At 71.8% G+C, this 19,663-nt stretch carries 17 protein-coding genes; 7 read left to right on the top strand and 10 right to left on the bottom strand.

The window, feature by feature from the left end; all coding sequences use genetic code 11:
- The first annotated feature begins 2 nt into the window (after positions 1-2).
- Together ACRSBM_RS27535 and ACRSBM_RS27540 are read left to right on the top strand one after the other, a co-directional pair.
- The gene (locus tag ACRSBM_RS27535) at positions 3-878 is read left to right on the top strand and encodes an alpha/beta fold hydrolase (protein WP_434453234.1); all 876 of its coding nucleotides are present in this window, start codon (positions 3-5) and stop codon (positions 876-878) included.
- Positions 875-1,876 carry a zinc-dependent alcohol dehydrogenase gene (locus ACRSBM_RS27540; RefSeq protein WP_434447473.1) on the top strand — a complete coding sequence of 334 codons (1,002 nt, stop codon included), beginning with the start codon at positions 875-877 and terminating at the stop codon, positions 1,874-1,876. Before ACRSBM_RS27535 ends, ACRSBM_RS27540 begins: the two co-directional genes overlap by 4 nt.
- A gap of 167 nt (positions 1,877-2,043) precedes the next feature.
- On the opposite strand, the gene ACRSBM_RS27545 is transcribed toward ACRSBM_RS27540, so the two are convergent.
- A complete protein-coding gene (locus ACRSBM_RS27545) occupies positions 2,044-2,556 on the bottom strand; it encodes an SDR family NAD(P)-dependent oxidoreductase (RefSeq protein WP_434447475.1) in 513 nt (170 codons plus the stop codon).
- Entirely contained in the window at positions 2,451-3,512 is a 1,062-nt protein-coding gene (locus tag ACRSBM_RS27550; RefSeq protein WP_434447477.1) for a hypothetical protein, read from the bottom strand. The genes ACRSBM_RS27545 and ACRSBM_RS27550 overlap by 106 nt, the downstream gene beginning before the upstream one ends.
- Before the next feature lie 407 nt (positions 3,513-3,919).
- Between ACRSBM_RS27550 and ACRSBM_RS27555 the strand changes: the two genes are divergently transcribed.
- Together ACRSBM_RS27555 and ACRSBM_RS27560 are read left to right on the top strand one after the other, a co-directional pair.
- Positions 3,920-4,141, top strand: a complete 222-nt coding sequence (locus tag ACRSBM_RS27555) for a hypothetical protein (protein WP_434447479.1) — start codon at positions 3,920-3,922, stop codon at positions 4,139-4,141.
- A gap of 78 nt (positions 4,142-4,219) precedes the next feature.
- On the top strand, positions 4,220-4,561 hold the full coding sequence (locus ACRSBM_RS27560; protein ID WP_434447481.1) for a hypothetical protein: 342 nt from the start codon (positions 4,220-4,222) through the stop codon (positions 4,559-4,561).
- 285 nt (positions 4,562-4,846) lie between these two features.
- Here the strand turns inward: ACRSBM_RS27560 and ACRSBM_RS27565 are convergent, their stop codons facing one another.
- Genes ACRSBM_RS27565 through ACRSBM_RS27580 form a run of 4 tightly spaced genes read right to left on the bottom strand, consistent with a single transcriptional unit; the run spans position 4,847 to position 7,881 of the window.
- Positions 4,847-5,722, bottom strand: a complete 876-nt coding sequence (locus ACRSBM_RS27565) for an alpha/beta fold hydrolase (protein ID WP_434447483.1) — start codon at positions 5,720-5,722, stop codon at positions 4,847-4,849.
- Positions 5,709-6,902: a hypothetical protein gene (locus ACRSBM_RS27570; protein WP_434447485.1), complete on the bottom strand. Its 1,194-nt coding sequence runs from the start codon at positions 6,900-6,902 to the stop codon at positions 5,709-5,711. The genes ACRSBM_RS27565 and ACRSBM_RS27570 overlap by 14 nt, the downstream gene beginning before the upstream one ends.
- Positions 6,899-7,411 (bottom strand): cytochrome P450, encoded by a 513-nt coding sequence (locus ACRSBM_RS27575; protein ID WP_434447487.1) that lies wholly within the window; start codon positions 7,409-7,411, stop codon positions 6,899-6,901. Before ACRSBM_RS27575 ends, ACRSBM_RS27570 begins: the two co-directional genes overlap by 4 nt.
- The gene (locus ACRSBM_RS27580; protein ID WP_434447488.1) at positions 7,363-7,881 is read right to left on the bottom strand and encodes a hypothetical protein; all 519 of its coding nucleotides are present in this window, start codon (positions 7,879-7,881) and stop codon (positions 7,363-7,365) included. The genes ACRSBM_RS27575 and ACRSBM_RS27580 overlap by 49 nt, the downstream gene beginning before the upstream one ends.
- A gap of 259 nt (positions 7,882-8,140) precedes the next feature.
- Between ACRSBM_RS27580 and ACRSBM_RS27585 the strand changes: the two genes are divergently transcribed.
- Complete coding sequence (locus ACRSBM_RS27585; RefSeq protein ID WP_434447490.1) at positions 8,141-8,671, top strand: hypothetical protein; 531 nt, start codon at positions 8,141-8,143, stop codon at positions 8,669-8,671.
- Positions 8,672-8,714: 43 nt separating this feature from the next.
- On the opposite strand, the gene ACRSBM_RS27590 is transcribed toward ACRSBM_RS27585, so the two are convergent.
- A complete protein-coding gene (locus ACRSBM_RS27590) occupies positions 8,715-8,948 on the bottom strand; it encodes a hypothetical protein (protein WP_434447492.1) in 234 nt (77 codons plus the stop codon).
- 559 nt (positions 8,949-9,507) lie between these two features.
- Between ACRSBM_RS27590 and ACRSBM_RS27595 the strand changes: the two genes are divergently transcribed.
- Both ACRSBM_RS27595 and ACRSBM_RS27600 read left to right on the top strand, forming a co-directional pair.
- On the top strand, positions 9,508-10,008 hold the full coding sequence (locus ACRSBM_RS27595) for a hypothetical protein (RefSeq protein ID WP_434447494.1): 501 nt from the start codon (positions 9,508-9,510) through the stop codon (positions 10,006-10,008).
- Between the two features lie 147 nt (positions 10,009-10,155).
- Positions 10,156-12,249, top strand: a complete 2,094-nt coding sequence (locus ACRSBM_RS27600; RefSeq protein WP_434447496.1) for an Hsp70 family protein — start codon at positions 10,156-10,158, stop codon at positions 12,247-12,249.
- Positions 12,250-12,311: 62 nt separating this feature from the next.
- Here the strand turns inward: ACRSBM_RS27600 and ACRSBM_RS27605 are convergent, their stop codons facing one another.
- Genes ACRSBM_RS27605 through eccB form a run of 3 tightly spaced genes read right to left on the bottom strand, consistent with a single transcriptional unit; the run spans position 12,312 to position 19,660 of the window.
- Positions 12,312-15,656 carry a right-handed parallel beta-helix repeat-containing protein gene (locus ACRSBM_RS27605; RefSeq protein ID WP_434447498.1) on the bottom strand — a complete coding sequence of 1,115 codons (3,345 nt, stop codon included), beginning with the start codon at positions 15,654-15,656 and terminating at the stop codon, positions 12,312-12,314.
- A complete protein-coding gene (locus ACRSBM_RS27610; protein WP_434447500.1) occupies positions 15,656-18,238 on the bottom strand; it encodes a hypothetical protein in 2,583 nt (860 codons plus the stop codon). The genes ACRSBM_RS27605 and ACRSBM_RS27610 overlap by 1 nt, the downstream gene beginning before the upstream one ends.
- 48 nt (positions 18,239-18,286) lie before the next feature.
- Positions 18,287-19,660, bottom strand: a complete 1,374-nt coding sequence (gene eccB / locus ACRSBM_RS27615) for a type VII secretion protein EccB (protein WP_434447502.1) — start codon at positions 19,658-19,660, stop codon at positions 18,287-18,289.
- Positions 19,661-19,663: the final 3 nt, after the last annotated feature.

Here is a 19,663-nt window from a genome sequence, read left to right on the forward strand (position 1 = left end):
CGATGCGCGTTCATGAAGAGACGCGTGCGGTGGGCGGACTGCGGTTCCGCCTGCGGCGCGCCGGAGAGGGCCCGCTGGTCCTCCTGCTGCACGGCTGGCCGCAAACCGGCCACGCCTGGCGCCACGTCCTCCCCGCTCTGGCGCGGGACCACGAGGTGGTCGCGCCGGACCTGCGCGGCTACGGGGCGTCCAGCCGCCCCCGCACCGGGTACGACAAGCGGACCATGGCGGCCGACATGAGCGGGCTCATGCACGAGCTGGGCCACGAGCAGGCCGTCGTGGTCGGCCACGACCGGGGTGCGCGCGTCGCCCACCGGTGGGGGCTGGACCGGCCGCACGAGATCAGCCGCCTGGTACTGCTCAGCGTCGTGCCGACGCGGGAGATGTGGCGGAACATGGACGCACGCGTCGGGACCGCCTACTGGCACTGGCTCTTCCACCTCGTTCCCGACCTCCCCGAGTTCCTCACCGAGGGGAAGGGCGGGGAGTACGTGCGGTTCATGCTGGCGGCCGGGGCGTTCCGGCACGAGGCGTTCACCGAGGAGGACCTGCGCCACTACGCGGAGACCTACACCCAGCCGGGGGCGCTCCGCGCGAGCTTCGACGACTACCGGGCCGCCCGCCACGAGGACCTGGAAGCCGACGACGCCGACGCGGAAGCGGGCCGTCGCCTGACGATGCCCGTGCAGCTGGCCTGGGGCGCCCAAGGACTCGTGGGGAGCCTGCCCGTGCTCGACCTGTGGCGGGACTACGCCACCGGGGTCGAGGGGGCCCAGATCGACTCCTGCGGGCATTTCCCCGCCGAGGAGCAACCCGACGTCCTGGTCGCGCGGATCCGGGCGTTCCTCGCCGACGAGAAAGCTGTGGAGGAAGAATGAGGGCGCTGGTCGTCACCGAGGAACGCGGGCTGTGCCTCGCGGAGGTCCAGGACCGCGAGCCGGCACCCGGCTGGGTGCGCGTGGACGTGGCGTTCTGCGCCATCTGCGGTTCCGACCTGCACCTGCGGGCCATGCCGCACGTCGTCCCGGCCGGGGCCGTGCTCGGACACGAGATCTCCGGCCACGTCGCCGCACCGGGCGGGCAGCGGCTGGCGGAGGGACAGGCCGTGGTCGTGTGGCCGAAGGCGGGCTGCGGGGACTGCGGCGACTGCCGGACGGGCGACAACCACCTGTGCGCGGTGCAGCCGTGGCACCTGAGCTCCCTCGGCCTGGGCACCCGTCCCGGCGGCTACGCCGAGAGCATCGTGGTGCCCGAGCACACGGTCTACCCGGTGCCGGACGGCGTTCCGCTGCAGCACGCCGCCCTGACGGAACCGCTGTCCTGCGCGGTCCACGCGGTCGACCGCTCCGGGGTGTCGGCGGCGGACACCGTCACGGTCCTCGGAGGCGGCACGGTCGGCTTCCTGCTGGCGCACGTGCTGCGGCTGCGGGGAGTCGAGGACGTGTGGGTGGTGGAACCGAACGCCGTGCGGCGGGCACGCCTGGCCGCGACCGGGATCACCGCGGTGGACGTGGACGAGACGACCGCGCCCGCAGACGTGGTGTTCGAGTGCGTGGGTTCGGTGACCGCGCTCGCGGAGTCGGCCCGGCGCGTGCGGATACGGGGAACGGTCGTCGCACTCGGGGTGAACGAGCGGCCCACCGAGCTGGACTCGGTCGCCCTAATCACCAAGGAGATCCGGATCGTGGGCAGCTTCGCCCAGAACAGGGGCGCGTTCGAGGCGGCCCTGGGCCTCATCGCGGGTGGCAGCGTTCCGGTCGACCAGATCATCACCGACGTCGTGCCGCTGGACGGCGGACCGGTCGCGGCGATGATGGACGTCCTCAGCGGACGGCCGGGTGACCACCAGGTGGTCATGATCGCCCCCGGCGGGTGACGCCGAGCTACCACCGGAGCGGAACCCGGTGATGACCAGGTCCCGCTACCAGCTGAGCGGCATCGGTTCCCACGCGGTCCGCGCCAGCGGGGTCCTCGACGGTCAGGTGTTCGCCTGACCGGTGGTCCGCCTTGCCCTCGACGATCCGTCGCAGCACGGAGGCCGCCTCAGCAGCCGGCGTACCGGCGACACCGAGGTCCACCGATCCGGGGTGGTAACTCAGCACCGTGATGCCATGTCCGCGCGTCTCCACGGCCACCCTCCGTCAGCTCGATCACCGCGGCCTTCGCCACCGAGCAGGCTGTCGCGCGGTCTCCGCCCGCGTGGCTCACGACGGTGACGATCCGGCCTTTCTTTCGGGGCACCATGCGCGCGAGCACCGCGGCGATCGTCAACGCCGTGCCGCGCAGGTTGACCTCGACCGCCCGCCACCAGTCGTCCTGGTCGACCTCCCAGACCGGGCCGGTCGGGCACGCCACGTCGGCGATGTTCACCAGCGCGTCGAGCGGTCCGAACGCGGTTTCCACGGCGACCACCGCCGCCTCCACCGAAGCCTGGTCGGTGCTGTCCATAGTCATCGCGCAGACGCCGGCGCGGAGGTCGAGCAGTTCGTCACGGGCTTGCCGCAGTGACCCGGGGTCCCGGCCGGTGATGACGACCGCCGCTCCGGCACGGCACATCTCCTCCGCGAAACGGACTCCAGCTCGGCCGGCGCGATCTGGTGGCCCTTGTACTTGATGAGCTGTTTGATCCGGCCGATGATCGTGACGTGCCCGTCCCGCTCGCGCCGAGCGATGTCACCCGTGTGCAGCCAGCGCTCGTCGTCGGCGAGGCCGTGCACGGTGCCGTCCTCCCCCAGGAAGCCCGGTGGCACCTGCGGACCGCGAACCCAGATCTCCCCGGTCTCCCCGTCCAGTCGCGCGTCGATCGGATCAGCGGCGAGGTCGTCGTGGATAGCGCCCAGCCGCGTCAGCATCGCAGCGGTGAAGTCGGCTTGCATGACCACTCCGCGGTGCACCAGGAAGAACTCGTCGAACAGGTCGCGTTCGGCGTCCGTGACGCCGTTGCCCGCGCGGCCTCCGTGGCCCTTGAACAGCGAGGCCCCCTCGGGCACCAGCATCTGCGCCACAGTCATGTGCACCAAGCGGTTGCGTTTGAGCGCTCGCTTGAGCACGCCGTCGCGGGGCAGGCTCAGCGTCCCCAGCAGGCGGGCCACCCACTCGTGGTCGCGGGCCCACAGGCCGCTGAAGGCCGGGTGCTTCGCGGCCATCCGCGGACGGATGAACCGGGCGTAGACCTCCGGGGTGCAGCTGCCCGCGTAGAGCAGCAGCGCGCTGTAGCAGTCGTACCACCACGCCGCTCGTGCCGTGCCGGCCTCGGACAGGCTGCCGGTTCGTCCCGCGTCGGCGAGCAGGTCCGCGAGCATGCGCCACACGCCGAACGTCACGTGGTGGCCGATCATCCAGCGGTAGAACGCCCGATCCGAGTCGTCGGCCGCCACCCTCGCGACAGGCGCGGACAACTTCGGCGCCACCGAGCCGGCTTCGAAGACCGGGTCCGGCTCGGCCAGCGGCCGGCCGGGCATCGGCAGGCACAGGAGGTCAAGTCCGAGCGGTCGCTCCCACGCGGTCGTCATCACGCGTTCCGGAGTCCGTCGGACGGTTCGCGGTGAGCGGAACACCGACGCACTGACACCCGGAGAGAGGAAATGCCTTGTGCGCACATAGTCAATCGCCTTCTTAGCCCGATGGCTCGATGCGGAAACGTCCCGCCCGTGGGAATGCCTGTTGTGCCGACGTTCGCACCCTTCCGTCGTCACCGGTGAAGTCATCGAAACCTGCCGTGCGGCAGCGGCGGAAGAACGCGTTCCACCGTCCGGGACGAGATCGGGTGCGCGGCGTTGCCCGTGGGCGTAAAGGAAAGCAAGTGTGCGCCCAATGCCCTTGCCGCCCTCTTTCCCTTGGCACCACCACGACTGTTCGCGAGGCTGTGCCACACGCCGCCCCAGTCGGGCACACTCGTGATCTTTTCGAGAGGAACAGCATGGTGAAGAAGTTGATCGCCGGCGCCGCACTCACGTGCGCGTCGCTCGTGGTGGTCGCCCCGGCAGCGCACGCCGCGTCGTTCGCGGGCGTCTACCCCAACCACAACGCGGCGGTCAAAGCCTGCAAGCAGGGCGTCGCCCAGGGCCGTTGGTACGACACGTGCAGGTACCAGGGCTACCGCAACTCCCCGCAGGTCGGTCTCTGGGTCCAGCCCAGGTAGTTCTCCCTTGACCGCCCCGCCCGCGGCTGGGCCCGAGCCGGTTCGGCTCGGGCCCGGCCGCACCGGTGCGGAGTTCTCGTGACCAGACCAGAGGAAGACCTCCGGATCGAGTGGCTGGACGATCCCGCGACCTTCTTCCGCCGCCACGCCGAGGTGCTGTCCGGCATCGGCGCCAGTGCTTTCGCCCAGCCCGAACCCGTGATGAGGCACCAGGTCGCCGACCGGTTCGCCAAGGCGGCGCTGGCGCAGGTCCTGCGGGCCGACGGCGAGATCGTGGGCTTCGGCCTGTTCGACCGGCTGGACGTCCCCGGGCGGGAGCCGGGGCTGTGGGTCGTCGAGGGCCGGGCGATCACACCCGCCATCAGCGGGGAGGGCTGGGAACGCGGTGCTTGCGCGAGTTCGTGGACACGACCGGTATGACCGGTGCGACCGCCGTCGCCACCATTACCCGCAGCCCGGCCGTGTGCCGGATGATGGCGGCCGAGTTCCGCACAGTGCTCCCGGACCTGACGTCCGACCGTCCACTGCGGACTCTGAACCACCCCGGAGCGGCCACGGCCGTCCGCTCTTACGCCGCACATCTCGGCGCCGACGTCGCGGGACTGCCGTTCATCCGCAACCGCTACCCAGGTGGACTGCACGGAGCTCGCGATCCCAGTCAGCACAGGCCTTTTCCGGAGATCAGCCGTGATCCGTCGTGCGGGATTACCGTGGGAGTGACGTGCTGACACGGGCGTCCGGCGCGGTCAGCAGCGCACGCACTGCCGAGGCGACCCCCGCGGGATGGGTCAGGAACCCCTCGTGGCCACCGGGCAGGACGGCGAGGCTCTCCCCGAGCACGTCGGCCAGTCTGGCCGTGGTGCGGCGCAGGAACGCCGAGCTCGCCGTTCCGACCGCTGGCTGGATCCTCGCCGTGCCGGACCGCAGCCCGGCCCAGTCCTCCTCGCCGATCCGGTAGGCCCACGTCATGGCGGCCTCGGCCGCGAGGAACGAGTCGATGTTGGCGATCGTCCGCCTGCTGGGCGGTTCCCAGCCGACGTCCGGCTCCCGATCGAGCGGGTCGCGCGGCTCCGCGCCGAAGCCGGCGTGCAGCAGCATCACCGCCTTGCGCCAACCCGACTTCTCGTGGACCTGCCGCACCTTATGGTGCAACGCGTCGAACTCGGCGCGTTCCGCCGCGTTGGCGAGACACCGCAGCGGGGGTTCGTGGGCCACGAGCACACTCACCCGCTCCGGCCGCTGCCGCGCCAGCTCCAGACCGATGACCGCGCCGGTGCTGCACCCGAACACCGCGACCGGGGTGTCCCCGTAGACGTGCGCGGCCAGCGCGGCCACGTCCTCGGCGTGCTGCTCGATGGGCACCGGGCGCAGCGGGTCGGTGACCGAGGTGCGGCTCTGCCCGCGCCGGTCGTACGTGAGCACGGAGCGCGTTTCAGCGAGCCGGACCGCCAGCGGCGCGGCGCTGTGCGCGTCGCTGCCGCCGCTGGGCAGCACCAGGACCGGCGGACCGCCACCGCGGACGGCGAAGCTGATGTCCGCGCCGTCGGCCCGGAACGTCCCGGCTCGTTCAGCGATCGCCACGGCCGGCTCCGTTGCCCCCGTGGAACCGTTCGGCCAGAGCGAGATCGCCGTTGGACAGCCCGTGACGCCGGAAGAACATGCGGGGGTTGAAGTACACCGCGACGCGTGCCGGACCGTCGGCGGATCGCTGTGCGCTGAGGAAGGAGTGCGCGTACATCTCGCCGTTCGCATCGCCGCCGAGGAAGAACCGGGCGCACCGCTCGTAGGCCGCACGGCTTTCCGGTGACACGTCGTAGGCGTCGAGCACTTCTCGAACCATCCACTGCGCCTCGGCGTCCGACCGGCTGCGCGGGGTGAGCCCGAACTGGTGCATGACGGACTCGATCGGGCGGGTCCGCCCGGGCAGGAACGAGACATATGTTCCGTACGACCAGAAACGGCGGTGGTTGGAGCGCCATTCGAGGCGGGTGCGCGACGGCACCTCCTGCCGCCAGGCCGACCGTTCCCAGGCCCTGGCTGCGATCCGGGCCATCGTGGGGCCGTCGTCCAGCTCGGCGGCCGGCCCGAGCCGGTCCCAGCGGGCGAGCCGGTCCGGTGTGAGGGACCCGCGGTGCTGCACGTAGAGCTTCGTCCTCGCCGACGGTCCCGCGGCGAGGTCGAGGCACAGGTAGGACACGGTGTCGTCGTCGCCCATCACGTCCTCGACGACCTTCCACTGACCGGGGAACCCCAGGGCGGTGAGCACCGCGTCGGTGCGCTCGGCCGTGGCTGACCGGCTGCCACCGGCCAGCCAGAGGTGGATCTTGCCCTCCGGTGGCCTGCCCCGCGTCCACCCCAGGGTGTGGAAGGCCGCCATCGGCGGACGATCGGCTGGCCGGGGCGCCACGAGGTGCTCGATCCGCCGCAGCCTGCGCAGGTCGAGACCGTGGGCGCGGGACAGGCGCTCGCTGAGCCGGAGCGCGCTCTCCCAGTAGGACCGCGGGCTTCCGGGTTCCGCCTGCGCCTCGACCGAGGCGCGCAGCCCGAGCGGTCGATCGCCGAGCACGACGGAGAGTTCCAGCGGTGTGCTGTCCGCGGTGAGCGTCGACCAGGCGGGCGGCGTGCCGGGTGAACGGTGTCCCCACGACTCGCCCATGAGCCGCACGTCCGCTGCCGCCCGGTCGGCGAGGTCGGTGAAACCGCTGGCGCGGCACAGCCCGCGCACGGCGGCGTCGGCGAGGTCGGCGCACGTCCCGCTCATCGGGTGAACCTCATCGGCAGGCTCGTGATCCCGTTGACCACAGTGGACACGAGGTGGTGGGGCGGCCCGGCGAGCTCGAACCGGACACCGCTGTCGGCCAGTTCGCCCACCAGGGCGCCGAGCACGGTGCGACCGGCCGCCGCGCCGACGCAGAAGTGCGGACCGAGACCGAACGCCAGGTGCGGGTTCGGCGCACGCCGGGGGTCGAACCGGTCCGGGTCGGCGAACACGGTCTCGTCCTGGTTCGCCGACGCGAGCCAGGCGACGACCCAGTCCCCCGCCCGCAGGTGCGCACCGGCCATCTCCACGTCGGCGGTGACCCGGCGGACCAGCTGACGTGCCGGGGTGCTCCAGCGCGCCGCCTCGTCCACCAGACCCGGCACCAGCGACCGGTCCTCGACCACTTCCCGCCACAGCTCCGGCGTCCGCGCGAGGTGCAGCAGGAGGTGCAGCGCCGTGTTCAGCGTGGCGGTGGTGCCGCCGACCAGTGCACTGTGGACGTTCGCCATGATCTGGCGGCGGGTGAGGGCGGAGCCTTCGACCGGGACCTGCGACAACGCTCCCGGCAACGTGTCCGGAACCGGCAGCGACGAGGGCAGCGCCTCCCTGATGGCACCGAACAGCTGCCCGCGTCGAGAACCGCCGCGTGCGCCTCCTCGTCATGCCGCGGCACCACCGCCAGCACACTGCTCCACCCCAGCGTGCGCAGTGCCCTGATCAGGTGTGCGCCACGCCTTCCGGTAGCCACCAGGTCGACCAGGGCGAGCCTTCCCGGCGGCTCTGTGAGGACCAGGTGGCGCAGCGACTCGAAGCCGGGCGCCGGGTGGACCACTCGCACGTCCACCGCGTCCAGCGAGTCCGCCACCAGGGACATGACCTGCGCGTCGACGCTCACGACCAACGCGGAATCCCCGCGGTCGCCCTTGAAAGGCGGCCAGAACGTCACCCCCACCTCCGCCGCGCAGCAGATCGCGGTCATCGAACTCCGTTGTCCGGACGGCCTTCCGAGCTCCTCGGGCAGGCCGCTCCACGGTGACACGCCTCGACGACGTCGCCCGGAACAGCACCTGATCACACCCGGTCCGCGACCGTGGACCCCGCACGGCGGAGGGAGGGGGTGTTCGCGCACAGTTCCTGCCCAAACGGACTCGGAAGCGCAGGTGGAGTCGAGAATTTCCGGCGATGGGACGAGCATCCTCATCGACATGGTGAACGCCCGACGACCCGGAGGAGTCTCGATGATCAGCTGGGACCGTTGCGGCGACTCCACCTACGTCGGAGTCCTGAGCAGGTACGAGATCGAGGTACTGCGCAGCTACGCCGACGGGCTCGTCTCGTTGCTGGACCACCACCTCGCCCTGTTCGACACGACGCCGGACGGGTGGTCCTGGTCGCATCCCGCGCTGCACCGCGACGTGAGGGCCACCGCGATCCTCCGGGCTGAGATCGGGGAGCAGGAACCCGACTGGGTCTACTCCGTCTCGGCGGCCGCGTGCCTGCGCGACGTCTCGTCCCGCGCTCGCATCATGGCGTGCGCGCTGTTGTCCTCCACCGGCGTCGTCCGCCTCGCTTCCCGGGCCGAAGCGGAAGCGTGGCTGAGCTGCATCCGGCTCGTCCTCGTCACCATCACCGCGGTGGCGGACGAGCGGGGAGAGGTGCGCGGCAACGCCTGCGAGCCGACCGTGTCCTGGCTGACCGAGGTGTCGGCCGGGCTCAGCGCGGTGCTGGACGGCACCGCGCTGAGCCCGACGATGACGATTGATCGCTGACTCTTGATGTCCTTTGCGGACGATCGGCGGCAACCGGCGGCGTTCACTCCTCTTTGATGCGGAAACCCAGGTTGCGCGGGCTTTCCACCTGACGAGCGAGCAGGTCCAGGTGGAACGCGATCGCTTCGTGATCGCCCCGGTCGAAGGCGGCCATCATCTCGGCGGCCGCGGCGGCGGCGAACTGCAGCTCTCCCACGTCCTGCGCGGCGCGGCCCTCGCCGGCGCCCCGCAGTGCCGAACAGAGCCGGCGCAGCACTTCTTCGAGTGACTCCACCACGTCAGTCCGCCTCCACGGTCCTGGCGACGTTGTTCACCAGATCGACCAGAGAGCCGCGCTCGTTCTCCCACCGGGCTCAGACATCCGTTCTCCGATCGCAGTGGTGGCCACCTTCATCGGCGGCGTTCGCGCAAGACAGCCGAACCAGAGTCGCGTGCTTCGAGCGACGGCTCAAGCTCGTTGCCCGAACGAACTCCGGACTCTGCCTGAACTCCAGCAACCGAATGAAGTCCTAAATAGACACTGACGATCGCCCGAACGGAACGACTTGCCGGACGGCTGCGTCCCGGGCCCGGCCTGATGGCACGAACCCGGGACGGGTACACCGTGGCGCGGCGTACAAACGGCTGGATCAGCCGCCCACCATCGTATTCCGATCGCACCGGCCGCAGGCCCGTTCTGCCTGAACGCACACAAAACGGTGTCGGCGAGTACACCGGCCGGTGGACCACAAGGGAGAACCGCGCTGCCCCTGAGCACCTGTTGCCACACCGGAGCGGGACGGGCTCCTAACCTCGGAACCTCACCCGCTCACGGGTGCTCAGCGAGGAGGTGGCCGATGGTGCTCACCAAGCCCGAGCCGGCGCAGGTCGGCGCGCAGTGGTACCGCGAACGCATGCTCTGGAACGCGGCGGTCGCAGGCAAGTCGATCGTGTTGTCGCTCGGCGGAGGGCTGGTCGCGTTCGAGACCACCGCTTCCCTTCTCCTCCGGGCGCGGAAGGTCATGGAGGACAGCGGGATCGAGATGCCCCCCACGGTGTTGGACCAGCGCAGGAGGACCGCGGTGGTGCTCGCGGAGTCCGACGGTGCCGTGCTCGGGCAGTGCCAGATGCCCGGTGGCGTTCGCTACCTCATGGCACCCAGCACGGTCGAGCTGCCGGTGGTGCACGTCGCCACGGCCGCCCAGGACAGGAGTTGGGTGCGCTGCCCGAAGGCCGATGACCGCCGGCTCCCGTCCGCGAGCTCGGTGCTGGCGGCCTTCATGGCGGTGGTTCCACCCTGCCTGCGCCCGGCGAGGTCCGTCACCGCTGCCGTGCGAACGCGGACGCTCATCGGCTGAGGCCGCACCGGCTCCGCGGTCACCGGCACATCCGGGCCGACCGGAGGCAGACATGTCTGCCTGTTCGGTTCGAGTTCCGGCTGGGCGCTGCGATCTCCAGTTGACTGGGATGTCACCGCACTGCGGCAAACACCATGGAGTTCTCGCATGTCTTACGGTTTGGGTGTCGACATCGGCACCACCTACACGGCCGCCGCGGTGTCGGACGCCTCGGGTACCCGTGCCATCCCGCTCGGCCGCGACGTCGTCGTGTCCTCCGTCGTGTTCGCCACCGAGGGCGGTGAGCTGATCACCGGTGACGCCGCTGACGGGGAGTCGAGGAAGCAGCCGCTGCGGGCCTCCCACTCCCACAAGCGGAGGCTGGCCGACCCGACGCCGTTGAAGATCTGCGACGTGGTGCGGTCCCCCGGCCTCCTGATGGCCGCGCAGCTGCGCGACGTGATCTCGATGGCGACCGCGATGCGGGGACGCCCACCGGCGTCGGTCGTGCTGACTTGCCCCGCCGTGTGGGGGCCGTACCGCCGCGAGCACTTCTCGGAGGTGCCGAGGTTGGCGGGCGTGCAGGACGCCGTCATCGTCACCGAGCCCGAAGCCGCTGCCATGCACCACACGGTGGAACGCCGGCTCGGCGAGGGCGAAATCGTCGGTGTCTACGACCTCGGCGGCGGCACCTTCGACGCCACCGTGCTGCAGGCACGGCGGCACGGCATGGAGATCCTCGGCACCCCGGAGGGGGTCGAACGGCTGGGCGGCATCGACTTCGACGACTCGCTCCTGGCGCTGGTGGACCAGCGGGTGGACGGTGGGATCACCCGGCTCGACCCGGCCGACGCCGAGCAGGCCCGCGTCCTGCTGTCGGTGCGGGAGGCGTGCCGCAGGGCGAAGGAGGAGCTGTCCGCCGCCACGGACACCGCGCTGCAGCTGGACCTCCCGGACGGCACCCGCGAGGTGACCGTGACCCGCGCGGACTTCGAACGTGCCATCACACCCCAGCTCGCGCTCACGACGGACGCGTTCCGCCGCACGATCACGTCGGCCGGCCTGCGTGCGGACGACCTCGCGAGCGTGCTGCTCGTCGGCGGGTCCTCCCAGATCCCCTTGGTGGCCGACACGCTCTCCAAGGCCGTCGGCAAACCGCTCCGCGCTGGACTGCACCCCAAGCTCTCCGTCGCCCTGGGAGCCGCTGCCCTGGCGCGCAACGCGCTCCAGCGCTCCCCTGCCGCACCACCCGCTGCCCGCCGGGCCGCTGCGCCTCCTCACCAGGTACCCGGACGCCCGGCGGGCCTGCCGACTCCAGCGGGCGTGCCGGCTCCCGCAGGCATGCCGGTGCACACGAACCCACAGATTCCCTCCAGCCCGCCCGCGCACGCAGGCCAGCCATCGCACGCGAACCCGTCGTTGCCCTCACGCCCGTCGTCGCCCCCAGGCCCATCGCTGCCCGCGACTCGGCCCGCCGCCTCCGTCGAGGAGCTCCCGGTGCGGCGTCGCACCTTCGCGGCGGCGCCGCCCGCCAGGACCGCGCGCAGGCGGAACACCGCGGTGATCGCGGCAGCGGCCGTGACGGTGTTGACCGCCGGCGCCATCACCGCGGCCGTGGTGTTGAGCTCGGGAGAGGACTCCACCGAGCAGCCGGTTCCCGCCGCGGCTGACGATACCAGCGCTCCCCCTGCCTCCTCAGGTCCCCGGTTCCTGCACAACGGCCGGGACGTGGCGCCGTTCCACAGCATGATCGGCTCCGAGGCCAACTGGGCGGGCACCGCGCTGACAGCGGACGGCAAGGCCTCGCAGCAGGCGGTCGCAGTGCGCCCCGCCGACGTCAACGGCTCGAAGGACGGGCGGCAGGTGTCGTGGACCGGCAAGGGGGCGGCGCAGTTCTACGTGCAGGACCCCCAGGGCCGCCTGGACGCGACCTCCTACGTGGAGTCGGGCACTCTGACGTTCGACGTGGTCGTCGTCAAGGCGCCCACCGCCGATGTGTCGCTGGCCGCGCACTGCGGCTACCCGTGCGCGGCGCAGCTCAACGCCACCAGCTCGTTGCGGCGGCTGCCGATCGGTGAGAAGACGACGATGCGGATCCCGCTGAGCTGCTTCGCGGGCAAGGGCCTGAACGCGGCGGCCGTCGACGTGCCGTTCCTTGTGCACACCACCGGCACGTTCGAGGCCAAGTTCGCCGAGGTGCGGTGGGAGCCCTCGGGGACAACGGGCTCGGCGCCGGTCATCCCGTGCGCCGACCTCTCCTGAGCACTCGCCTGACGTGACCAGCGGTTCCAGCCGGAGCTGGAACCGCTGGTCACGTTGGCGGCTCAGCCCACGGAGGCCAGCCCTTCCTCAGAGGCGACCCGCTGCATCCCGCTCCTCATGAGCAGTTCGAGATCGGCGGCGGTGAGCGTGCGGGAGGCCGCCGTGGTGGCGAGCCGCTGCGCGAGCCGGTGCACGTCCCTGGCCGTCCGGCCGCGAGTGTGCGGCAGGAGGTCGCGCAGCGCGGCCGTCACCTCCTCTGGCACCTCGTGCCCGCGCCGGGTCAGGTGGCGCACGACCAGCGCAGCCAACTGGTCCACGTCGTAGTCCTCGAAGTCCCACCGCTGGGTGAAGCACCCGCTCAGCTCGGAGGAGAACTCCAGCAGGCGGGCCAGCGCGAGGTCCTCACCGCTGAGCAGGACGACGGGTCCGGCCGGGTTGCGCCGGGTCACCTCCACCAAGGCCTCGGGCACCTCGATGCGCCGTTCCGCGGAGTCGGCGGCCCATTCGTCGTCGACATCGAGCAGCAGGACGCCACCGCGCGCGTCGTCGAAGGCCGTGGCCATCAGGCTCATCGCCTGTCCCGGCCAACGCGGGCACAGGTCCGTGCCGAGCGACAACCGCGTCACGTGACCGGAGTCGACGAGTCGCAGCTCCGCCAAGGCCTGCGCGTAGTGCGTGGCCACCGCGCGCCGTCCCATGCCCTTGCTGCCCGACAGCACCACGTTCGCGTGCCGGCCGACGCCCTTGTTGCGCGCCTTGAGCCCGCACAGCTGCACCAGGGTGCGGCCGAGGGCTTCGCGGACACCGGTGAGCCCGGACATCGCGACGACGCGTTGCCAGCCGAGCGTCGCTTCCACGGCGGCGACGGGGTTCGTGGCCGAGTCAGGCCCTGCGCTCCTGGGCGCCACCTCGCCGAGCGCGCTCACCTCCGCGGCGAGGTCGTCACCGGTGAGCCTGTTCAGCTCGGTGTCCTTGTCCGGTGGGGTCATCGCCAGCCGGGACGCCTGGTTGTTCACCATCGACTCGAACAGCTTGCGGGCCACGCGGCCGTTGCCGAACGTGTCGTTCTTCGGCACGCGCTCGAAGTAGTCGGTGAGCGCGTCGACCGCGTCGTCGGTCAGCTCGTAGTAGTGCTTGCGGCACAGGTTGGTGGTGATCGTGACGAGCTCGTCGACGCTGTAGTTGGGGAACTCGATGGTGCGGGAGAAGCGGGACGCCAGACCGGGGTTGGAGGCGAGGAACTGCTCCATCAGCTCGGAGTAGCCCGCCACGATCACCACGATCTCGTCGCGGTGGTCCTCCATCATCTTCATGAGCGTGTCGATGGCCTCCTGACCGAAGTCGGGACCGCTGCCGCCCGACCCGCTCGACAGGGTGTAGGCCTCGTCGATGAACAGGACGCCGCCCATCGCCTTCGTGACGACCTCGGCCGTCTTGATGGCCGTCGCACCGATGTACTGGGCCACCAGGTCGGCCCTGGCGACCTCGATCATGTGCCCCTTGGCGAGGATGCCGAGCTCCGCGAGGACGGAGCCGTAGAGCCGTGCGACCGTCGTCTTGCCCGTGCCGGGAGGGCCGGCGAAGACCAGATGGCGGCTCATGGGCGGCATCGGCAGGCCCATCTGCTGCCGCCGCTGGGACATCTTGATGAGGTTGATCAGGCCGAGCACCTCGTGCTTCACGCCGTCCAGGCCGATCAGCGAGTCGAGCTCGGCCAGCGGGCCGTCCAGCTCGGCGCCCATCGCACCGCCGAGCGCGGACGACGCCGGGGACTCGGTGCCGGAGGGGTGGTCCGGCGCGACCGGCCTGGGCGCCGGAGCCGCAGGCTGCGCGGGACGCTGGGAGGCCTGCTCACCGGTGGCGATCCCCGTGACGGACAGCCGTTCGTGCTCGACCGCGCGGCGCACCGGGCTGCCACCGCTGCCGGTGACGGTGCAGTCCGCGACGGTCACCGACTCCTCGGTGTCCAGCAGGACGCCGTCCCCGGCGCTGTCGGTGATCTCGCACCCGCGCACCTCTCCGCGCGCACCGCTGAGCAGGTGCACGCCGTGCCGCCGAGCGGACCTCACCCGGCACCGCACCGCTTGCAGAACGCTGCCCGCACCGGCGCTGAGCCCGTCTCCCGCCGCCGCGACCACCTCGCTGTCCTTCATGGACAGAGAGGCGTCGTTCGCGTGGACACCGCCGCCGCGGACCAGGGTGGAGGCGAACTCCCCACGGGCTCCGCTCATCACGGTGACCAGGTGCTCCGCGGCCCCGGTGACGCGCACGTCCGTCACCTCCGCCTGCGCGGCCTCCGCCAGCAAGAGACCCGCCGCGTCACCGACGTCGATCACGGCGTCGGCGAGCACCAGCCGGGACTGGCCCTTCACCAGGACGGCGGGACCGCTCGCCGGAGTGGCGCGGAAGCCCTTGAGCTCCACCACCGCCCCGGAGTCGACCAGCACGGCGCCGCGGTCGCTGCCCTCGACGGTGAGCTTGCCGAACACGGCCTTGGACGCCGTGTCGACGACCACCCCGACCGGGCTGGCGCCGACGCGGCAGTCGTCGAACCGCGGTGTGGCCCCACCGGTGACGTAGACGGCGTTGCGACCGGCCGAGGTGAAGTGGCAGCCCCGCAACCGGGGGGAGGCACCGCCCGCGATGTGCGCGGACTGCACGCCCGCACCGGTGAACACGGAGTCGGTGACGGTGACGTCGCCGGTGCTGCGCACGTAGAGGTCGAGGCTCGCGCTCTGGCTGATCTTGACGCCCCGGACGTCCGCGTTCGCCTCCTGCTCCACGACGAGCGCGGGCTTGTCCGCCTCGATGATCTCGCAGTCCTCGACGACCAGCCGCGCGCGGCCGTTGGCGCAGATGCCGTTGCCACCGGCCTTGCGCACGGCGACCCGGCGCAGCACGAGGTTGCCCTCCTCGGTGACCACGACGCCGGACGAGGCGTTGCCGACCACCTCAGTGTCCTCGACCGTGCTGAGGACGCTCGACGTGACGACGATGCCCGCGCCACCGGTGCTGGTGATGACGCACCCGCGCAGGACCAGGCTCCCCCGCCCCTGCACGAGCACCGCCCAGGAGGACGCCGAGACCCGGCAGTCGTTCAGCGCGATCTCGCCGGCCCGGATGTCGACGGCCGGCACACCGGAGTCGGCGCACGTGACCACCAGGCCGGAGAACTGGGCCGCCGCCGCTGCCATGACCGCGACGCTGCCCGTCTGGGCGACGAGCTCCACCGTGCCGGGTCCGTCCTCGGCGGTGATGGTGACCATCCGCTCGATGACGAGGTTCTCCTCGTACCGGCCGGGCAGGACGCTGATGGTGGCGCCGTCGCGGGCTTCGCGCAGCGCGGCGCCGATCGTCGGGTAGGCGCCTGGCCTGTCGGTGGCGACCACCAGAAGTTGCCGGTTCATCAGCTCTCCTCGTGGGTCGTGGTCCTGGTGAGCCCCGGCCGCTGGACGAAGCGCGCCAGCGACGACTCGGGGACCCGTGCCTCCTGCGTGCCCGCCCCCCAGGTCTGGACGCACCGCCGCAACGAGTTGAGCGCCAGCTCGTCGAGCGCCTCGCGGTTGCGGTCGACCTTCCCCGTCGGGTCGATCTCGCCGGCGGCGAGCTCGCGCAGCAGCAACCGGCCGCGCGCACCGTCCGCGGGAGGGGTCAGCTCCAGCACCTTGAAGCTCGTGCCCGGGACGAAGAGCACGCGGTCGGCGACGGCGTCGACGTCCGGTTCCAGCAGCTTCGTCCGCCGGGCGGTCATCGACCAGACGAGCACGTCGACGTCGTTCTGCTCGGACTGGCGCGCACAGGGCGCGCTCAACGCGTTGATGAAACCCCACTCCGTGAGCAGCTTGCGACCGCCGTAGAAGTCGAGCTCCTGCTCGGTCAGGGAGGTGGAGAACACCGCCGGTCCCCGGTGCGACGGCAGCCTGCTCAGCCCCGACACCACGCAGCGCGCGAACGGCACGTGCGGACCGACCCCGCCCGAGCGCAGGGACTGGTCGAGCCCGTCACCGCTGGGCGACAGGTACAGCCGGATCGCGACGGCGTCGGTCAGCACCGCGCCGGACGACCGCTCGATCGCGCCCTGGAACCCAGGGTGTTCGGACAGCACGCGGTTCACGGAGTTGGCCACGGCCGCGTACTCCTGGCTGAGCGTGCGGCGCAGCCATCCCCGTTCCTCCTCCAGCCCGCGCTGCGGGACGAGCGCCGCGGCGGCGGCCGCCGGAGTCGGTTGCACGGCCGTCACCACCGGGCGTGCCGCGGACCGCGGCGGTGCCGGTTCTTCGACCGGGGGCAGCTCCTCGGCCGGGGCCGCGGCAGGTTCGGTGACCGCGGGTTCGCCCGGACGCTCCGGTGGCGGAGCAGCAGCGGGCTCGGCGACGGTCAGATCGGGTGCCGAGGGCGGGAGCAGCGGCGCCGTGCTCGCCGGAGGCGCGGAAACCGGTGCGTAGTCCAGCACCGGCGTGGAGAGTGCCGGCGCCGGCTCGGAGACCGGCGGCGACTGCGTCGGCAGCGGATCCGCGACCAGCTGCCCGTTCTCAAGGCGGACCGTCGCCGTCTCGAACGACGGATCCAGGGCGAACGGCGCGTCGGTCGGCGCCGTGGCGAACTCGCGCGGGGCGTGCGGTGCGGCAGCGGGTTCGGGGGACAGGAGCGGCGGGACAGTGGACTCGGAGGCCAGCAGCGGCGCAACCTCGGTGGCCGGAGTCAGCGCCGGAGCGGCGACCGGCTCGGCCGGCTGCTGTTCCACGACGCCCCACGCCTTGCCGCCGACCTGGTTCCGCTGTCGCGCGACCGCCAGTGCGGGCACCAGCTCGCTCACCCGGCGCGTCTGCGAGTCGAGCCGGCCCAGCAGGTCCTGGGCCGCGCGCCGAACCTCCGGTGCCACCGCCTCGACGCCTTCCTCGAACAGCACCAGGTGCCGCTCGCCGTCCGGTTCGGCCGTCCTGACCGCCGGACCGTGGGCGACCTCCTGCTCCAGGCGCACCCAGAGCCCTGCCGGGACGACCTCCAGCAGCACGTCCTGGGTGTACCGGTAGACGGCCGGTTCGACCTCCTCGATGCCGAACAGCGGGTCCCGGTAGCTCAGCAAGGCCGGCAGCGGCGCGGCCTGCCCCTGCTGGGCGGGGAAGTAGGCCACCTCCAGCGCGAACGGCTGCCAGCCCGGCGTGCCGTCGGAACGCAGGGTCACGATGTGGGGATCGGTGCGGGACCCGACCGGCAGACCGTTGTAGCAGGTGATCTGCTCGTCCAGCGCGTCGGCGACGTGCTGGCCGTACGGGCCGCTGTCGGGCAGCGTCATCGGGCCGAACCGGACCAGTCGCAGCTTGGCCCGCAGGTCCTGGGGCAGCCAGCTCCAGAACCGGGTGATGTCGTAGAGCGTGATCGGAGCGGCGCCGGGGCAGCCCAGCACGATGGTGCAGACGTCGGGCTGGCACGGCATCGTCTCGATCAGCCGCTGCCGGTGCGGCATCAGCAGGCTCTCCGACCCGCGCGGACGCAGCCACGCCCCGCCCGGCAACGGCTCGCTCACCGCGCTCGCGCTGGTCGGCATCACCTCGGCGAGCGCGGACACGGTCTCCCACGTGGGCCTGGGAAAACGTTTACCGTCCCGTTTGGGGGCCTTCCCCGGCTGGAACCGCACCCACCCGGTGCCCCACCCCGCGTCGACGAAGAGCGAGCCGCCGACGCCCGGCATCACCGCGCCGTCGGGGGCGATCACGGTGCGGCCGAGCCGCTCGGAGAACCACTGGCCCGCGAGCACCGTCGTCTCCCTGGTGCGGCCTCCGATGACCAGCCGCACGCCACGTCGCCTGCGGGGCAACAGCTTCGCCGCCGACTCCCACGTCGTGAACGAGCTCGACGGTGGCAGGTCGACCACGACGAGCTCATGGTCGGGGTCGGCGGCGAGGTTCAGCGCCATGTCGCGGACCTCGTCGCGCAGGACATCGCGCGGGTGCACCACGAGGGCGTTGCCGATCGTGTGACTGGTCATGTCCCGGTCACCACCGCGGTGATCCGGCCTCCTGGTCAGCAGGCTCACTCAGCCACGTCCTTTCCCACTCACGCCCACGGCGGCCCGGCTGAGGCCCGGACCGCTGGGAATCTGCGCCAGCACCTCGGCGGCGACCGGTACCGGTGCGACACCGCCGAACCCGAGTGCGCTGATGCTGTCGTCGTCGGCCAGCCGGTACTTCAGGCCGCGATCGGTGATGAGGTAGCGGTCGGGTTTGGCACCGGCACCCTTCGGCGCGGGCACCGACGCGGCGAGCACACCCGTACCGGGCTTCGCGCGCACCCCGACCCGTTCGTTCATGCCGAACCCCGCGTCCGCGCGGTCGACCGTGACGGCCTGGCTCACGACGTCCGCGCCGTCGGGTCGCTGGCGCAGGCAGAACGCGCGCTCACCGGCGGGGACCGGCTTCGCGGCCAGCAGGTCGGGAACGCGCTTCACGAGCGAGTCGTCGTCCGAGTGGGATGCGCTCGCCAGCACCTCGGACCCGATCTCGACGGCAGCGGCGCCGTTCTTGGCCTGCAGCAGCACCGCCTCGGTGCGCGACACGGGGGCCAGGCCGTTCTCGCGCAGGACGGAGAAGTTCTCGGCGCCGTTGCCCGCCACGTACCGGAACACCGTGCCGACCGGACGCGGAACACCCCCGACGTTCACGTTCTTCCTGCCCTGCTGGGGAATCACCGCCGGCCCCACCTCGGGGCCGTCCGGCAGTGCCGAGAGCCACACGGGCGGTGCAACGGGGGGCTTGCCCCCGCCGAGTCCGAGCGCCAGGGGGACGATCGGGTCGGTGAGCCGCAGCTTCCGGTTGCCCCACACCACGTACTGCTGCCCTTCGGCGGACGCCACCCAGAGGTACTCGTTCCCGCCGACGGGAGCCGAGGGCACGTCGGGGTCGACGGTCATGCTCATCAGACCGGTGCCCTCCACCTCGACGCCCGCGCTGCGCGGCAGGCACAACAGCCAGTGCCCGGCCACCAGCGAGGAGGCCGGGGGCACCGGGTCGGGCGCGTCGGGGATGCCGACCGGCTGGCCGCGTTCCAAGGCGGCGAGCGACGCCCGTGAGATGGACTCGACCTTGGCGCCGGCGCCCTTGAGGAGCATCGCGGACGCGTGGTTGAGCACGGGGACGAGCTGTCCCCGCTCGTACACGAACCGCGTGCCGCTCTCCTTCTCCACGAGGATGGCGTTGGGCTTCTTCCACGCCGTGTTGCCGCCGGGGTTGATCAGGCCGTACACCCAGAACGCCACACCGATCAGCAGCGCCAGCACCAGCCCGAACACCAGGCCCATCAGGGCGCGCCGCGCGGGTGCCTCGCTGTAGTTGGTGTCCCCCAGCAGCAACGCCGAGCTCATCCGGCCGACGAGCGTCTGGTAGGCGTGGACGTGGTCCTTCTTGGTCTGCACCGC

This window comes from Lentzea xerophila (assembly GCF_051094245.1).
In the GTDB taxonomy this organism is placed as follows: Bacteria; Actinomycetota; Actinomycetes; order Mycobacteriales; family Pseudonocardiaceae; genus Lentzea; species Lentzea xerophila.

Bases quoted from the DNA above. Each gene is read 5' to 3' on its own strand.
- ACRSBM_RS27535 (WP_434453234.1), top strand. From the start codon at position 3: ATGCGCGTTCATGAAGAGACGCGTGCGGTGGGCGGACTGCGGTTCCGC.
- ACRSBM_RS27540 (WP_434447473.1), top strand. From the start codon at position 875: ATGAGGGCGCTGGTCGTCACCGAGGAACGCGGGCTGTGCCTCGCGGAG.
- ACRSBM_RS27545 (WP_434447475.1), bottom strand. From the start codon at position 2,556: ATGTGCCGTGCCGGAGCGGCGGTCGTCATCACCGGCCGGGACCCCGGG.
- ACRSBM_RS27550 (WP_434447477.1), bottom strand. From the start codon at position 3,512: ATGACGACCGCGTGGGAGCGACCGCTCGGACTTGACCTCCTGTGCCTG.
- ACRSBM_RS27555 (WP_434447479.1), top strand. From the start codon at position 3,920: ATGGTGAAGAAGTTGATCGCCGGCGCCGCACTCACGTGCGCGTCGCTC.
- ACRSBM_RS27570 (WP_434447485.1), bottom strand. From the start codon at position 6,902: ATGAGCGGGACGTGCGCCGACCTCGCCGACGCCGCCGTGCGCGGGCTG.
- ACRSBM_RS27575 (WP_434447487.1), bottom strand. From the start codon at position 7,411: ATGGCGAACGTCCACAGTGCACTGGTCGGCGGCACCACCGCCACGCTG.
- ACRSBM_RS27580 (WP_434447488.1), bottom strand. From the start codon at position 7,881: ATGACCGCGATCTGCTGCGCGGCGGAGGTGGGGGTGACGTTCTGGCCG.
- ACRSBM_RS27585 (WP_434447490.1), top strand. From the start codon at position 8,141: ATGATCAGCTGGGACCGTTGCGGCGACTCCACCTACGTCGGAGTCCTG.
- ACRSBM_RS27595 (WP_434447494.1), top strand. From the start codon at position 9,508: ATGGTGCTCACCAAGCCCGAGCCGGCGCAGGTCGGCGCGCAGTGGTAC.
- ACRSBM_RS27600 (WP_434447496.1), top strand. From the start codon at position 10,156: ATGTCTTACGGTTTGGGTGTCGACATCGGCACCACCTACACGGCCGCC.
- ACRSBM_RS27605 (WP_434447498.1), bottom strand. From the start codon at position 15,656: ATGAACCGGCAACTTCTGGTGGTCGCCACCGACAGGCCAGGCGCCTAC.
- ACRSBM_RS27610 (WP_434447500.1), bottom strand. From the start codon at position 18,238: ATGACCAGTCACACGATCGGCAACGCCCTCGTGGTGCACCCGCGCGAT.